The 13,285-nt window shown below is 58.2% G+C and carries 13 protein-coding genes; 11 read left to right on the top strand and 2 right to left on the bottom strand.

The genetic code is table 11. The annotated features are described in order from the left end of the window. Positions 1–128: 128 nt before the first annotated feature. The 8 genes from AC07UI_RS14360 to AC07UI_RS14325 all read left to right on the top strand — a co-directional run bounded on the left by AC07UI_RS14360 (position 129) and on the right by AC07UI_RS14325 (position 8,408). Positions 129–470 carry a hypothetical protein gene (locus AC07UI_RS14360; protein WP_494993115.1) on the top strand — a complete coding sequence of 114 codons (342 nt, stop codon included), beginning with the start codon at positions 129–131 and terminating at the stop codon, positions 468–470. Between the two features lie 99 nt (positions 471–569). Then, positions 570–1,826 (top strand): TolC family protein, encoded by a 1,257-nt coding sequence (locus tag AC07UI_RS14355; RefSeq protein WP_494993114.1) that lies wholly within the window; start codon positions 570–572, stop codon positions 1,824–1,826. Beyond that, a complete protein-coding gene (locus tag AC07UI_RS14350) occupies positions 1,823–3,307 on the top strand; it encodes an efflux RND transporter periplasmic adaptor subunit (RefSeq protein ID WP_494993113.1) in 1,485 nt (494 codons plus the stop codon). The genes AC07UI_RS14355 and AC07UI_RS14350 overlap by 4 nt, the downstream gene beginning before the upstream one ends. Further along, positions 3,304–6,462 carry an efflux RND transporter permease subunit gene (locus AC07UI_RS14345; RefSeq protein WP_494993112.1) on the top strand — a complete coding sequence of 1,053 codons (3,159 nt, stop codon included), beginning with the start codon at positions 3,304–3,306 and terminating at the stop codon, positions 6,460–6,462. Before AC07UI_RS14350 ends, AC07UI_RS14345 begins: the two co-directional genes overlap by 4 nt. Continuing rightward, complete coding sequence (locus AC07UI_RS14340; RefSeq protein ID WP_494993111.1) at positions 6,459–6,596, top strand: hypothetical protein; 138 nt, start codon at positions 6,459–6,461, stop codon at positions 6,594–6,596. Before AC07UI_RS14345 ends, AC07UI_RS14340 begins: the two co-directional genes overlap by 4 nt. Before the next feature lie 255 nt (positions 6,597–6,851). Then, positions 6,852–7,157: a panthothenate synthetase gene (locus tag AC07UI_RS14335; protein ID WP_494993110.1), complete on the top strand. Its 306-nt coding sequence runs from the start codon at positions 6,852–6,854 to the stop codon at positions 7,155–7,157. A 541-nt stretch (positions 7,158–7,698) separates the two neighbouring features. Further along, complete coding sequence (locus AC07UI_RS14330) at positions 7,699–8,097, top strand: DUF6124 family protein (protein ID WP_494993109.1); 399 nt, start codon at positions 7,699–7,701, stop codon at positions 8,095–8,097. Between the two features lie 35 nt (positions 8,098–8,132). Continuing rightward, the gene (locus tag AC07UI_RS14325) at positions 8,133–8,408 is read left to right on the top strand and encodes a hypothetical protein (RefSeq protein ID WP_494993108.1); all 276 of its coding nucleotides are present in this window, start codon (positions 8,133–8,135) and stop codon (positions 8,406–8,408) included. Between the two features lie 279 nt (positions 8,409–8,687). Here the strand turns inward: AC07UI_RS14325 and AC07UI_RS14320 are convergent, their stop codons facing one another. Both AC07UI_RS14320 and AC07UI_RS14315 read right to left on the bottom strand, forming a co-directional pair. Then, the gene (locus tag AC07UI_RS14320) at positions 8,688–9,455 is read right to left on the bottom strand and encodes an anti-sigma factor family protein (RefSeq protein WP_494993107.1); all 768 of its coding nucleotides are present in this window, start codon (positions 9,453–9,455) and stop codon (positions 8,688–8,690) included. Continuing rightward, positions 9,448–9,960 carry a sigma-70 family RNA polymerase sigma factor gene (locus tag AC07UI_RS14315; RefSeq protein ID WP_494993106.1) on the bottom strand — a complete coding sequence of 171 codons (513 nt, stop codon included), beginning with the start codon at positions 9,958–9,960 and terminating at the stop codon, positions 9,448–9,450. Before AC07UI_RS14315 ends, AC07UI_RS14320 begins: the two co-directional genes overlap by 8 nt. A gap of 151 nt (positions 9,961–10,111) precedes the next feature. Between AC07UI_RS14315 and AC07UI_RS14310 the strand changes: the two genes are divergently transcribed. The 3 genes from AC07UI_RS14310 to fabV all read left to right on the top strand — a co-directional run bounded on the left by AC07UI_RS14310 (position 10,112) and on the right by fabV (position 12,910). Continuing rightward, on the top strand, positions 10,112–11,083 hold the full coding sequence (locus tag AC07UI_RS14310) for a metallophosphoesterase family protein (RefSeq protein ID WP_494993105.1): 972 nt from the start codon (positions 10,112–10,114) through the stop codon (positions 11,081–11,083). A 13-nt stretch (positions 11,084–11,096) separates the two neighbouring features. Continuing rightward, the gene (locus tag AC07UI_RS14305; RefSeq protein ID WP_494993104.1) at positions 11,097–11,417 is read left to right on the top strand and encodes a cupredoxin domain-containing protein; all 321 of its coding nucleotides are present in this window, start codon (positions 11,097–11,099) and stop codon (positions 11,415–11,417) included. A 296-nt stretch (positions 11,418–11,713) separates the two neighbouring features. Further along, positions 11,714–12,910, top strand: coding sequence for an enoyl-ACP reductase FabV (gene fabV, locus AC07UI_RS14300; protein WP_494993103.1), 1,197 nt, complete (start codon positions 11,714–11,716; stop codon positions 12,908–12,910). Positions 12,911–13,285: the final 375 nt, after the last annotated feature.

Genomic DNA, 13,285 nt, shown 5'->3' with positions numbered 1-13,285 from the left:
CTACTTCGTACTGATAATGCTGGCTTAATTCAGGTTCGGTGTTATCGCCCGGGTCAGGGGCTTGCGGCAGGCTGCTGATGACACGTGTCCAATTGTAAGAGCCATTCTCAACGACTACACTCCAGCCCATGAAACGCTACCTGCGGTTTTGCCTCATATTCCTGATTAGCCTGGCGCTTCCCCTCAGCGGGATGGCGGGCGTTCAGGCACCGACAGAACCTTGCCCAATGAAGACGATGGGCATGGCGATGATGGACGATATGGGGATGGACTGCTGTCACGACATGAAAAGCCCCACCGATCACGGCAAACCCTGCAAGCCGGGCCAGGAGTGCAAGACTGGCGGCATGTTGCAAGTCTCGATCATCAAGCCCCCGGTCACATTAACCAGCCCTGTCGTACTTTCCTTCTCCAGCGATTTCCTGCCAGTGCAAACCCCTTCAGGGGTATGGCGACCGCCCCGCGCTTGATTCCTGTACCTCACTGAGCCTCATTCCGCTTTAGCGGGATGGCATATCTGTGCGCATCTCTCATGACGCGCGCAGTGGATCATCACAGGAATCGTGAACATGAACTCCAAGTGCTATTGCACAGGTTGGTCCCTCGTGGCCGGCCTGGCGGCAAGCGTACTGGCATTGCCGAGCCTCGCAGCCCCACTGACACTCGATGAAGCATTGCGGCTGGCCGAAAACAATGCGCCGTCGCTGACGGCCCAAGCCGCCAAACTGCAAGCTGCCAGCAGTGCTGCCATTCCAGCTGGCGAACTGCCTGACCCGAAGTTAAAGCTCGGCGTGCAGAACTATCCCATTGGCGGCCCCGACCGCTGGAGCATTGACCAGGACTCCATGACCATGCAGATGGTTGGGGTCATGCAGGAAGTGCCCAACCGCGACAAACGCAAAGCACGTATTGAGGTGGCCGATGCGGCCGTTGACCGAGCCGCGGCCGAAGGTCGAGTCGAGCGTCTGAATGTCCGACAGGCCACGGCATTGGCCTGGATCAGCAGCTATTCCGTCGAGCGTAAAGAGGCGCTGTTCCAGGACTTTTACAAAGAAAATCGTCTGTTGACCGATACCGTTCGGGCACAGATTGCCGGTGGTCGGGCTCAGCCTGCGGATGCGGTCACGCCGAAACAGGAGGCTGCGCAGTTAGCGGATCAACAGGACGACCTGATCCGTATGCGTGCGCAAGCTCGAGCTGCACTCAAGCGCTGGATTGGCCCGGCGGCCAACGACCCGCCAACCGGCAGTTTGCCGCAATGGCCCGTCGAGACCACAGGCTACTCTCATAAGCTGCAACATCACCCCGCACTGGCGGCCTTCGAACCGATGACCCGCGAGGCGCAAGCCAAAGTCCGTGAAGCCGAGGCGGAAAAACAATCCGACTGGAGTTGGGAACTCGATTACCAACACCGTGACCGTCAGTTCGGGGACATGGTCAGCGTGCAGTTCTCGTTCGACCTGCCACTGTTTCCCGGCTCCCGACAAAATCCCAAAATCGCCGCCAAACACGCTGAATTGAACCAATTGGAGGCTGAGCGTGAAGCCATGGTGCGTGAGCATACCCAACAACTGGAGGAGGATCTGGCCGAATACGAACGCCTGAATCGTGCCGTGCGCCGCAGTCAGGAAAGTCTGGTGCCCCTGGCCAAGGAAAAGGTGGGGCTGACCATGGCCAGCTACCGCGCCGGCAAAGGTGATCTGGCGCCGGTCATCGCTGCCCGACGTGAACTCATAGAGGCCCGCCTCAAACAGATCGATGTCGAAGAACAGCGAGCCCTGACCAACGCACGTTTGTATTTCAATTACGAGGAAACCAGCCAATGAGCGCTCGAATCTGGAAAGGGGCTTTGTTGACTGGCTTGTCGATCGCCCTGGGTGTTGCCGGCGGTTACTGGTTTGCTCAGCAGCGCATGAGCACAATGCCCGGGGCAGCAGCCGAACAAGGTTCCACAATGCAAGGCGAACGCAAGGTGCTGTATTGGTACGACCCGATGTACCCGCAGCAGAAGTTCGACAAACCGGGCAAGTCGCCCTTCATGGATATGCAGCTGGTGCCGCAATACGCCGACGCGGCAACAAACAGCGCGGCCATCAGCATTGACCCCAGTCTGACCCAGAACCTCGGCCTGCGTCTGGCCACAGTCACTCGTGGAGCCCTCGCTTCCAGCCTGGATGTTGTCGGCGTGCTGACGTTCAACGAGCGGGATGTCGCCGTGATCCAGGCGCGTACTGCCGGTTTTGTCGAGCGGGTTTATGCCCGTGCTCCCGGCGATGTGCTCAAAGCCAATGCACCATTGGCGGATATCCTGGTACCGGAATGGGCCGCAGCCCAGGAAGAATTCCTCGCACTTAAACGTAATGGCGATGCCGACTTGATCGCAGCGGCCCGCCAACGGCTGCGCCTGACGGGGATGCCGGCAGCGCTGATTACCCAGGTAGAACGCAGCGGCAAGATTCAGCCGAACATGACCCTCACCAACCCCATCAGTGGAGTGCTGCAAGAGTTGGATGTCCGTACGGGCATGACCGTGTCGGCCGGCGAGACGCTGGCTCGCGTCAATGGCTTGAGCAGTGTCTGGCTAGCGGTGGCCGTTCCAGAGTCGGAGACCGGATCGATCGTCGTCGGCCAGACGGTAGAAGCACGCCTTCCAGCCTTCCCGGGGACAGTACTCAACGGCACCGTCAGTGCGATTCTGCCCGAAACGAATATGGACAGCCGCACCGTTCGCGTACGCGTCGAACTGCCCAACCCTGATGGGCGTCTCAGACCCGGATTGTCGGCGCAGGTGCGCCTGAACCAGAAGACCGGGCAAAGTGTGTTATGGGTGCCGAGCGAAGCGGTCATCCGCACTGGCCGGCGCACGCTGGTAATGCTCGCCGAAGACGCGGGTCGCTACCGTCCGGTGGAGGTGCAACTCGGGCAGGAAAACGACGGCAAGACGGCGGTATTGAAAGGCTTGCAAGAAGGTCAACAGGTGGTCAGCTCAGGTCAGTTCCTGCTCGACTCCGAGGCCAGCCTCAAGGGCATCGTCGCAAGCGCGCTGGAAATGCCAGCACTTCCAGGCACCGCCTCCGCCCTTCATGAGTCGCAGGGACAAGTCCTGCAGATCAATAGCAAAGATGTGACGCTTGCCCACGGTCCCTTCAAAACATTGGGCATGCCTGGCATGACCATGACCTTCCCATTGGCGGCCCCTGCGCTCATGCAGGGACTCAAGGCGGGCGACAAGGTTCGTATCTCCGTCAGTCAAACCGATGATGGTTTGCGCGTAGAGCGCCTGGAAAAACTAGGGGACCAGCCATGATCGCGTCCCTGATTCGCTGGTCAGTGGCCAACCGATTCCTGGTATTGCTGGCCACACTGTTCGTCACCGGCTGGGGCGTCTGGTCGGTGCAGAGCACGCCCATCGACGCGCTGCCAGACCTCTCTGATGTGCAGGTGATCATCCGCACGCCGTATCCAGGTCAAGCGCCGCAAATCGTCGAGAACCAGGTGACCTATCCGTTGGCGACCACCATGCTGTCGGTGCCTGGCGCCAAGACCGTGCGCGGTTATTCTTTCTTCGGCGACAGTTTCGTGTACGTGCTGTTCGAAAACGGTACCGATATGTATTGGGCTCGCTCGCGGGTGTTGGAATACCTGAGCCAGATACAAAGCCGCCTGCCCGCGGGCGCCAAACCGGCCTTGGGGCCGGATGCCACCGGGGTGGGCTGGATCTATCAGTACGCCCTGGTGGATCGCACCGGTGGGCATGATCTGGCGCAATTGCGCGCTCTTCAGGACTGGTTTCTCAAGTTTGAACTCAAGACTCTGCCCAATGTGGCGGAAGTGGCCACCGTGGGCGGCATGGTCAAGCAGTATCAGGTGCAGCTCGACCCACTCAAACTGGCCAGCCTGGGGATCACTCAGGCGCAGGTGACCGAGGCGATTGGCAAGGCCAATCAGGAAACCGGTGGCGCGGTGTTGGAGATGGCGGAGACCGAGTTCATGGTGCGCGCTTCCGGTTACCTGAAGACCCTGAATGACTTTCGCGCGATTCCACTCAGGCTCGGTGCGGGTGGCGTGCCGGTCACCCTGGGAGATGTGGCCACGATCCAACTGGGGCCGCAGATGCGTCGTGGCATCAGCGAACTCGACGGTGAGGGTGAAACCGTTGGCGGCGTGGTGATTCTGCGCAGCGGCAAAAACGCCCGCGAGACCATCGCAGCGGTCAAAACCAAGCTCGACGAGTTGAAGAAAAGCCTGCCGGCCGGGGTGGAAATCGTCACCACCTACGATCGCAGCAAGCTGATCGACCGTGCCGTGGAAAACCTCAGCCACAAGCTGCTCGAAGAGTTCATCGTCGTCGCCCTGGTCTGCGGGATATTTCTTTGGCATCTGCGCTCCTCCCTGGTGGCCATTATCTCGCTACCGGTCGGGGTGCTGATGGCCTTCATCGTCATGCGCTACCAGGGAATCAACGCCAACATCATGTCCTTGGGCGGGATTGCCATTGCCATCGGTGCCATGGTCGACGCCGCGGTGGTGATGATCGAGAACGCTCACAAGAAGATCGAGGCCTGGCACGCAGCCCATCCAGGGGAGGAGCTCAAGGGTGAACATCACTGGCACGTGATGACCGAAGCCGCAGCCGAGGTAGGTCCGGCACTGTTCTTCTGCCTGTTGATCATCACCCTGTCGTTCATCCCGGTGTTCACTCTGGAGGCGCAAGAGGGCCGGCTGTTCGGCCCGCTGGCGTTCACCAAGACCTATGCCATGGCGGCGGCGGCCGGACTGTCGGTGACCCTGGTGCCGGTATTGATGGGTTACTGGATTCGTGGGCGGATTCCCAATGAGGAACAGAATCCGCTGAACCGTTGGTTGATCAGGCTCTACCAGCCAGCCTTGGACGCGGTGCTGCGTCGGCCAAAAATCACCATGCTGGTCGCACTGCTGGTGTTTCTCAGCGCGGTATGGCCGATGTCACAGTTGGGTGGTGAGTTTCTTCCCCCACTGGATGAAGGGGACCTGCTCTATATGCCATCAGCTTTGCCGGGTTTATCGGCGCAGAAGGCCGCGCAACTTCTGCAACAGACCGACCGGCTGATCAAGACAGTGCCAGAGGTCGAACATGTCTTTGGTAAAGCCGGCCGCGCTGAAACTGCTACTGACCCGGCACCACTGGAGATGTTCGAAACCACCATTCAGTTCAAACCGCACGAGCAATGGCGACCCGGCCTGACCCAGGAGAAGTTGGTGGAGGAACTGGATCGGGTGGTCCGTGTACCAGGACTGACCAATATCTGGATCCCGCCGATCCGCAATCGCATCGACATGCTTGCCACTGGCATCAAGAGCCCGATCGGGGTGAAAATTGCCGGTAACAATCTGACAGAGATCGATGCCGCCACTCAGGCCGTCGAGCGTGTAGCCAAGGACGTGCCTGGGGTCAGTTCGGCCCTGGCCGAGCGCCTGACCGGTGGCCGCTATATCGACGTCGATATCGACCGCAAGGCCGCTGCTCGCTATGGGTTGAATATCACCGATGTGCAGTCGATTGTCGCCGGTGCTATCGGCGGTGAAAACATCGGGGAGACCATTGAAGGGCTCGCCCGCTTCCCAATCAATGTGCGATATCCGCGTGAGTGGCGTGATTCGCTCGGCGCCCTGGAGCAATTACCGATCTACACCCCACCAGGGAGTCAGATCACCCTCGGCATGGTGGCGAAGGTCAAGGTCAGTGACGGTCCGCCGATGCTCAAGAGCGAGAACGCCCGGCCTTCCGGGTGGGTGTATATCGACGTGCGTGGCCGGGATATTGCCTCGGTGGTCGCCGACCTGCGCCGGGTCGTCAGTGAGCAGGTCAAGTTGCAGCCAGGCATGAGTTTGAGCTACTCGGGGCAGTTCGAATTTCTCGAACGGGCCAACGCCCGGCTCAAACTGGTGGTACCGGCCACGTTGCTGATCATCTTCGTGCTGCTCTACCTGACCTTCGCCCGTTTCGATGAGGCCTTGCTGATCATGGCCACGCTGCCATTCGCTCTCACCGGTGGCGCATGGTTTCTGTATCTGTTGGGCTACAACTTGTCGGTGGCCACCGGGGTCGGCTTTATCGCGCTGGCCGGTGTATCGGCCGAATTCGGCGTGATCATGCTGCTCTACCTGAAGAACGCCTGGGCCGAGCGCGAAGACACCGGTGACAGCACCGAGCGCGGGCTGGTCGCCGCGATTCGTGAAGGTGCAGTGCAGCGGATTCGGCCCAAGGCCATGACCGTGGCGGTGATCATCGCTGGTCTGTTGCCGATTCTCTTGGGCAGCGGCACCGGTAGCGAAGTGATGAGTCGCATCGCCGCGCCCATGGTCGGCGGCATGGTCACCGCCCCCTTGTTGTCCCTGTTTGTCATTCCGGCAGCCTACCGCTTGATGCGCCGTCGGCACCTGTGCGTTGTACCCTCCAACCCTCAAGGAAAAGTCGTATGAAACTGGCCCTGATCGCCGTTGCAAGCACCGTTGTTGTACTGTCTCTTTCCGCCCAGGCAGGGGACAAAGTAGCGTTTGAATTTCGTGCTGAGGGCATGGCGGCCACCATCGTGTCGATCAAGCCCCTGAAGTAACAATGGCATGGGTGGCTGGTTCGACCTTCACAAACTGATACCGCTTTCCACTTGGTGTTCCCCGCGTTATGAGTGCATTCGAGGCAATGCCACTCTGGTGGACCCCATGACCGCTCGTAACCCTGCATAAGCGTTAGCTCACGCTTCGCTACGCTTAAGGATACGGACCGCCAGGGCTGTTGAAGGCTTGGGCGGCATGGGAGCCAGAGGCAAAGTTCTGGCTACAGGGCAGCAAGCTGGAAGGAGGATTGAATTATGAAGATGCTACTGACGGTCGAGTTCCCTCATGAACCCTTCAATTCCCTCGTCAGATCCGCAAAGGTGGGCGAGATTATTGAGCGTATCCTGGACAGCATCAAACCGGAGGCGGTGTACTTTACTGAGAACGACGGAATGCGTGGCGGGATCCTTGTGATCGACGTGCAAAATTCATCCGACATTCCCGCTTTTGCGGAACCCTTTTTTCTCAACTTCAATGCCAACTGCAAGTTTCGCCTCACGATGAGCCCGCAGGATCTGAAAAAGGCTGGTCTGGAGGAGCTCGGGAAGAAATGGGGGTGATGAAAACCTCGATATCTTGATAAGACCTCAAGCCCCGATAGGTGGGCTCGTAGCTGCTTGCGTTTAATTGCTAAGCACAATCTGAATGTGATCAGGTTGCAGACAGGCCTGGCCCTGAGTACCTGGCTTACGAGCACATTGGCATCAACGGGGCTTGGCTTTGGGGGCGATTGCTTTTATTGAGGGCGGGGTAAATCGCGGTCCGTCCTGTCGTCTCTGCACACAAGCTTCGGATATTTCCTGCAATCCGTACCGTCTCAGGCCGACTTGTATGTCATGAACTGCGGAAGTAAATTCCATCCGTCGCTGCAAAATCAGCGACCGGGTTTAGCAGCTCGGTTAATATCAAGGCACGCAGGTGCCGCTATTCGATCAGTTGGCACTTTTTTGTGTCCGCTGTTCTGTGTTATGGCGGCTGTGCGGGGGGCACCTTCGGGTGCGCCGGGTTCCTTGATTCCTGGTCTGCTAACCCGCGTACAGTCGCCACCCTTTTCGTTTAGCAGCGATGTCTGGTGACTCCACCAATCAAGGAGTTGCACTCATGAAAAAGATCACCCCCGATCCCCCCGAAAACCCAAGCCTTTCAGCTGACGCTTCCCTCGATTCCGCCAAACTCCGCGAAGCCGCCGAGCGCGCTCTCGATTTCCATCCGGCGTCGCCCCTCGATAAAACGAAGCTCAACACGAGTCCGAGCACTATCTTCGTCATAGCTCCCCACGTCGACACGGAGACCCTATTGGTCCACGCTTCCGAAACGTTCGCCTCTCTCAGTGCGATGACCACTGACCTGGCCTTCGAGCTCGAAGGCTCGCGCCGTAACAAGGCACTGGCGATTCAGCAACTGATCGTTCTGGGCGAGTTATTGGTGAACAGAGCGCTGGATAACCTCGACACGTCCGATTCGACGGCGCCTGCGGTCACTCCGGTATCCGGCCACTAAGTGGTCACGTTCTTTCATCAAATGGAGTTTTCCCCATGGACAGATACATGCCTGTCACCGGCATCGACAACGATTTCCACTCGCTGCTGATCGACACCGAAGCCCCCCTCGACGTGCTGCACGATACCGCCGCTTACCGCATCAGCGCCGTGACCCAATTGCTGGAGAACCTCGCCATGCGCGAGGAGATCAGCAGCGACGCGGTCATCCTGCATGACTTCGCACGGGTGTTGGCTATCCCGTTGCGCGACGGCTGTGATTTGCTGGACGTCATCGGGCGACGTTTGCAGGCGCAGGTTCTGGCGTCGTAATGAAGATGGGCGACCTCACGGGTCGCCCATTTCTCGTTATGAGAAGAGATGACAGACCACCCTCAAGCCCAATGCCGGTCAGTTAAGGAATTTCAGGTTCAGCACTGTCCCCCGTAGCAGCTGCCGAAGGCTGCGTCCGGCGGCGAAGCCGTCGCAAATCCTGCTTCCACGATTTGTCTGGAATACCGCAGTGACTGTTTTACGACTGCTGCGCAGCCGGACGCAGGCTTCGCCAGCTGCTACGGTTCGCGTAATGTCTTAACTGACTGGTATTGACCCTCAAGCCCCTTTTTCAACCAGCTGGCTAAAGGCTTCGAGCTCACTTTTTTCGAGGTCGGATACGACGATAAAGCGCATGTGATTCTGTTGCCAGGCGACGATGTTATAGCCGCGGATGGACAGACTCTGTCGGGGTTTATCCGTTTCGGTGGTTGGCAGGATGAACACGTTGATGATGTGTTTTGCGTGGCCATAGGACAGGGCCGCGGTGGTCTGGTGTTGCAGGTAGTCCAGTCGCCCGCCGAGCAGCGGGTAGCCTTGTGCCGAGTAGTCATACACCGGCGGTGAGAAGTCGAGCTTGCCGGTAAACCATGGCTTGACGGTGTGTCTGTCGGAGGAGGCCACATCATTCAAGTGCTCGGCCATCAGCGACCGAACATGGCTGGACACCGCCTCATCCATCCAGGGTTGCTCGCTTGAAGGGGTTGCCACAAACAGCACCAGTGCCATGGCCAGCGCTATGGCTGAAAAAGCAGGTGCGAGCCACCTCCGCGATGCGTTTCGCAATACTTCCCAAACGCTCCTGGCCGAAGAGGTCTGTGATTGAATGTTGGCAAATACACTGTGAGTCAGGGAGTCAGGCGCAACGTAATACGGCGCCTGTGCCTTCACGCTGGCGATCAGTAATTTCGTTTGGTCATGCAGGCGCTGGCAATCGGCGCAACTCGATAGGTGTTCGGCAACATTCGCTGCTGTTTCGGTATCCAGCTCGTTGTCCAGGTAGCCATGAATCAATTCGTGGCAGTGGGTGCAGTTCAGGTCATTCATGGTTTTGCAACTTCAGTAGTTCCAGCTTGAGCATCGCGCGCGCCCGGGCCAGTCTCGACATGACGGTTCCTAAAGGTATGTCGACCACCTTTGCTATGTCCTTGTAGGGCATGTCTTCCAACTCCTTCAGGACGATCACCTCACGAAAAGCCGGGGCCAGGGCTCGCAGCGCTTGCTGAACCAGCTCGGCATCCTCGGCATGCATGGCAAACAGCTCCGGGGTCTGGGTGTGGCCCAACGCGAGATCGTCTGCTGATATCTCATCACCTATGGCGACCCATCGATTGCCGGCCGATGCCTTGAGCCAGTTATAACTCTCGTTGCGCACAATCGTCAGGAACCAGGCTTTGGCATTTCCGTCTGCATAGCGGTGCATAAATTTAAATGCCCTGAATGCACTTTCCTGCACGACATCCTGGGCGGCGCTCTCATTGCCGGTGAGCCAGCGCGCGAGGTTATAAGCCGCATCCATATGCGGGGCAAACAGCTCCTCAAATCGCTTCATAGTGGCTCCAGCCCCTTCCAACCCCTATAACGGGGATACGTCCTGTTTTATTCCCGAAAGAAAACGTATTTTTGCCTGGAATAAAACTCCACCCCGGTCGGTTTTACATCGTGTCAGCTCATCAATGTAAACCGCTACCGAGGGAGTTCCCATGGACATTCACTCAACAACACACGATAAGCGTACCGACGGCCCGCTGGACCCTGACCGCAGAAACCTGCTCCTGTGCTCGGCATGGGCCGGAGCCGGCGTCATATGGGCGCTGAGCGGCGGTATTCCACGGGCTTTTGCGCTGGATGACACCGGTAAGTTATCGGACCCGACAGCACTGGCCAGCAATTTCCACTTCGTGCAAATCAGCGACTCGCACATCGGCTTCAACAAGGAGGCCAACCCTGATACGCGCAAGACATTGCAGGTGGCCATCGATAAGGTCATAGCGCTGCCTAAAAAACCGTCACTCATTCTCCACACAGGTGACATCACCCACCTCTCCAAACCGGAAGAGTTCGATACCGCCGCGCAGCTCCTCAAAGGTCTGCCATCAACCGTGCACTATGTGCCGGGCGAGCACGACACCCTCGATGAAGGCGGCGGAAAACTCTATCTGGAGCGTTACGGCAAAGGCACGAAAGGCAATGGCTGGTACAGCTTCGACGATCATGGCGTGCATTTCATTGCGCTGGTGAATGTCTTCAACTGGCAGGCGGGCCACGAGGCCACCCTCGGTGCCGACCAACTCACGTGGCTGGCCGATGATTTGCGCGCAGTGTCTACGAGCACGCCTGTCGTCGTCTTCACTCATATTCCCTTGTGGACGATCTATCAGCCGTGGGGCTGGGGTACGGAGGACGGCGATCAGGCCATCGCCATGCTTCGCAACTATGGCTCGGTGACGATCTTGAACGGCCACATCCATCAGGTCATCCAAAAGGTCGAGGGCAATATCACCTTTCACACCGCTCGCGGCACCGCCTACCCGCAACCGGCTCCTGGAGCCGCGCCTGCACCGGGTCCGATGACGGTGGCCGCCGATCAACTGCGCAACTTTCTGGGGATTACCGACGTCAAGGCGACACAAGGCGATCACCCACTGGCGCTGATCGACTCAACACTCACTTAAGGGAGGCGCTCACATGAAAAAGCTCTTGCAGGTGCTGACCCTGGGCTGTCTGTTGGTCTCGATACCCGTTTGGGCACAAGATGTAAAAATCGACATCAAAGAGTTCATGTATGGACCCAAGGATTTGACGATAGCCGTTGGCACAAAAGTGACATGGGTCAACGACGATCAAGTACCGCACACGGTCGTGGAAACCAATAAGGTGTTTCGCTCGGGCGCGCTCGACACCAATGACAGCTTTTCCTATGTGTTCAATACGCCTGGGGCGTTTGAGTATTTTTGTGCTCTGCACCCTCAAATGATTGGAAAGATCACCGTCAGTGCTACTCAATAAAATGAGTTTTTAGCGCTGCGACGTAGACGATCGTTCGGCTTGTCACCTCGCGATTCGCCCTGATCCCGGGTGGTACTCCAGTGTCTGCCGCTGGCTACCACCCTTTTTTGTGTGGTTCGACCTTTAATCCGGGGGAGGGGGGCAGATCTATTGAATTGCTGGCGGATATCACGGGGGCGGTGTGAAATTCAGGGCGGCTCGGTGACGCTTCAGGTTTGCGGGCGTCTATGACTTGGACGGCTGACAGAACTACAGCCAATGTCGGTTCTCGGCATATTGGAAGAGGGGGATCTTTTATGATTATCAAACCGCGCGTTCGTGGCTTTATTTGCGTGACGACCCACCCAGTTGGCTGCGAAGCCAACGTCAAGCAGCAGATCGACTATGTCACCGACAAAGGACCGATCAGCGCAGGGCCAAAGAACGTACTGGTGATCGGTGCATCGACCGGATACGGGCTTGCTGCACGGATTACTGCGGCTTTTGGTTGCGGCGCCAATACGCTGGGTGTGTTTTTCGAACGTGAGAGTGTCGATGGCAAACTCGGCACGCCCGGCTGGTACAACACCGCTGCCTTTCACAAGTTTGCCGAGTCGGATGGTCTCTACGCGAAGAGCATCAACGGCGACGCTTTCTCTGACGAGATCAAACAAAAGACCATCGAAACCATCAAGCGGGATCTCGGCAAGGTCGACCTGGTTGTCTATAGCCTCGCTGCGCCGAGACGGACCCACCCTAAAACCGGCGAGGTTTTCAGCTCGACACTCAAACCTCTCGACAAGCCGGTCAGCCTGCGAGGCCTTGATACCGACAAGGAGGTTGTCAAAGACACCACCCTGCAGCCGGCCACACAAAGCGAGATCGACGGCACAGTGGCCGTGATGGGCGGCGAAGACTGGCAGATGTGGATGGACGCCTTGCACGAGGCGGGTGTCCTGTCCGAGGGTGCCAAAACGACTGCGTTCACCTATCTGGGCGAAAAACTGACCCATGACATCTACTGGAATGGTTCCATTGGTGCGGCCAAGAAAGACCTGGATCAGAAGGTTCTCGGTATTCGCGAGCGGTTGGCTGACCTGGGAGGCGATGCGCGGGTTTCAGTGTTGAAAGCGGTCGTCACTCAGGCTAGCTCCGCCATCCCGATCATGCCGCTGTACCTGTCCCTGTTGTTCAAGGTCATGAAGGAGCAGGGCACCCACGAGGGTTGCATCGAGCAGGTCCACGGGCTCTACAAAGACAGCCTTTACGGCCAGTCTCCTTGCATGGATCCAGAGGGCCGTCTGCGCGCCGATTACAAGGAGCTGGCTCCTGAAGTCCAGGATCGCGTCAAGCAGCTCTGGGATCAGGTCACCAACGACAATCTATACGAGCTCACCGACTTTGCCGGCTACAAGGCGGAGTTCTTGCGTCTCTTCGGATTCGAGATCGACGGGGTGGACTATGAGGCTGACGTTGATCCGGACGTGAAGATTTCCAACCTGATTCAAGGTTAGGTCGCGCGTGTGGAAAGCTGTCGACGCGGTAAAGTGCGTTTAAGTTCATGTCAGGTTTCCCGCACTCTGTAGGAGCGAGGCTTGCCCGCGATGGCGGCCTGCCTCTTGCTGGTGTACATATCCGTTCCTGCGGTTAGGGCTGCTGGCGGTTTCGCTCTTACAGCGGTCTTGCACGGTCCCTGTAGGAGCGAGGCTTGCCCGCGATGGCGGCCTGACAGCCGGCCTGTCTCTTGCTGGTGTACATATCCGTTCCTGCGGTAATGGCTGCTGGCGGTTTCGCTCTTACAGCGGTCTTGTACGGTCCCTGTAGGAGCGAGGCTTGCCCGCGATGGCGGCCTGACAGCCGGCCTGTCTCTTGCTGGTGTACATATCCGT

Source organism: Pseudomonas sp. GW821-FHT04C07, assembly GCF_059420325.1.
This window is presented reverse-complemented; position numbering and strand designations above follow the sequence as displayed.